A 1,998-nucleotide genomic window follows, 5' to 3' on the forward strand; every position below is an offset into this window, starting at 1 on the left:
CAAACCCTGCCGGATGCCCTTGCAGGCGGCCCTCAAAGCCTTTGTGCGCCAGTGCTTCGGGTAGCTGGTAGAGCTTCCGACGCGGCTCGAGTACCTTTCCCTCAGCCACCAAAAGGTCTAACGCCTCGACCACCTGATTCTTTTCGAGCCGTAAACCCCGCACAATCTCGCGCAGGCTAAATCGCTTTTGGGGATGTTTCTGGAAGTATGCGTAAACCTGCTGGTCAATCATAGTACTTGGACCATCCCCTATCGGGATGCCACCGGCATAGGCTGCAGGGCCGTACACCAGGGCAAACCCCAGGCTCTACAATACGCCCTCGAAGGCCCGCTGGGTGGCTTTCAAGGCGCCATCCAGCGCCTCGAGGCACTCGTCAAGGTGGAGTTTTTCGACAATCAGGGGCGGTTCTAAGCGCACCACCTTGGGGTTGTTGAGGCCAAAGGCGGTCAGAACCCCACGGGCGGCAAGTTCGGCCACCACTACCGCCCCAATATCGGCGTCGCTGAACTCGAGGCCCACCAGCAACCCCCGGCCCCGCACCTCCTGGATAAACTCCGGGTAGGCTTTTTGTAACCCGATCAGTTGAGTTATCAGATACTGGCCCGACTGCAAAGCCCTGGCCGGAATATCTTCTGCTAACGTGACCTCGATGGCCGCCAGCGCCGCTGCCGCCGCCAGCGGATTGCCGCCAAAGGTGGTGGAATGAATCAGGGGTTCAGTCTTGTAGATGCTCAGAATTTCCGGGCGGCAGAGGGTGGCCGAGATGGGCATCACCCCGCCCCCCAGGGCCTTGGCGCTGACCAGGATGTCGGGCTCGACCTCTTCCCAGTTGACGGCCCATAGCTTGCCGGTACGTCCCAGACCGGTCTGCACCTCGTCGGCGATCATCACCACCCCTCTTTCGCGGGTGATGCGCCGGACTTCGCGCAGATAGCCTTCCGGTGGCAGCCGGATACCCCCTTCGCCCTGGATCGGCTCGAGGATCACCGCCGCCGTGTCGGGGCCAATGGCATCTTCCACGGCCTGGGCATCGCCAAACGGAACCACCGTCACCCCCGGCAGCAGGGGCCTGGCGGGTTGTTGATACTGTTCTTTGGGCGTCACCGACAGGGCTCCCAGGGTTTTGCCGTGGTAGCCGCCCTGGGTGGTGATGAAGCCTGGCTTGCGGGTATAAAAGCGGGCAAACTTGAGGGCCGCCTCGACCCCTTCGGTACCAGAGTTGCCAAAGTAGACCATTGAGAGTTCGCCCGGCGCAATCTCGGCCAGGCGGGCGGCCAGCCGGGCGGTGGGCCCAGATACCAGCACCCGCACCGACATCGGCATCCGCTCGAGCTGGGTCTTAACCGCCTCTACCACGCGGGGATGACGATGCCCCAACGAAAGGGTGCCATACAGCCCCAGAAAGTCCAGATACCGCTTGCCCTCGGTATCCCAGACATACACCCCCTCGGCATGGGATTCAATCTTGTCGAGGCCGGTAAAGCGCAGCAACCCCGCCAGGCCAGGGTTGACGTGTTTTTCGTACAGCTCAAAGGTGTTCATGGCTGACCCTGAGTGTACCACGTGAAAAACGACTCCTCACCCGTTTTCCTTGAAAGCGCAATCAGGGCGCCTGCTCAAACCTCGGGATGGCCGTTTGCTCTGCTGCTACTCTTTATCCAGCAAAATCACAGAGCCACCCGGAAGCCGGCCTTCGCGCAGGATGGCCTCGTAGACCAGTTGCTCATCATCGGTCAGCTCGGGGTTTGTACCGCGCTCCTCGATCGCCAGACGCATCGGGATCAGGTTCCAGGGGCCCCCAATCTTGTCGGGCAGGCGTCCCCTCTCCTTCAAGTAAGGCACCGCACCCAGCTTGGCATAGACGATGGCAGTCAGGCGGAGTTCCGGGTCGCTTATTTCTCTTTTTTTCATGGTGCACCTCGCTACCAGGATAGCTTAGCCAGATACTAGTCCTGCCGGTACCGGTGTTCAGCCAGCGGCTGTCCGATGCCTGAGGG

General features: G+C 61.1%; 3 protein-coding genes. All 3 read right to left on the minus strand.

What is annotated here, in order from left to right:
• A partial coding sequence (locus tag Q0288_RS10080; RefSeq protein WP_299429996.1) for a hypothetical protein occupies positions 1–232 on the minus strand: 232 nt, incomplete at its 3' end.
• A 75-nt stretch (positions 233–307) separates the two neighbouring features.
• The gene (locus tag Q0288_RS10085; RefSeq protein ID WP_299429998.1) at positions 308–1,543 is read right to left on the minus strand and encodes an aspartate aminotransferase family protein; all 1,236 of its coding nucleotides are present in this window, start codon (positions 1,541–1,543) and stop codon (positions 308–310) included.
• A 105-nt stretch (positions 1,544–1,648) separates the two neighbouring features.
• Positions 1,649–1,912, minus strand: coding sequence for a hypothetical protein (locus Q0288_RS10090; protein ID WP_299430000.1), 264 nt, complete (start codon positions 1,910–1,912; stop codon positions 1,649–1,651).
• Positions 1,913–1,998: the final 86 nt, after the last annotated feature.

It is taken from the genome of uncultured Meiothermus sp. (assembly GCF_937863175.1).
Lineage (GTDB): Bacteria > Deinococcota > Deinococci > Deinococcales > Thermaceae > Meiothermus.

Bases quoted from the DNA above. Each gene is read 5' to 3' on its own strand.
- Q0288_RS10085 (WP_299429998.1), bottom strand. From the start codon at position 1,543: ATGAACACCTTTGAGCTGTACGAAAAACACGTCAACCCTGGCCTGGCG.
- Q0288_RS10090 (WP_299430000.1), bottom strand. From the start codon at position 1,912: ATGAAAAAAAGAGAAATAAGCGACCCGGAACTCCGCCTGACTGCCATC.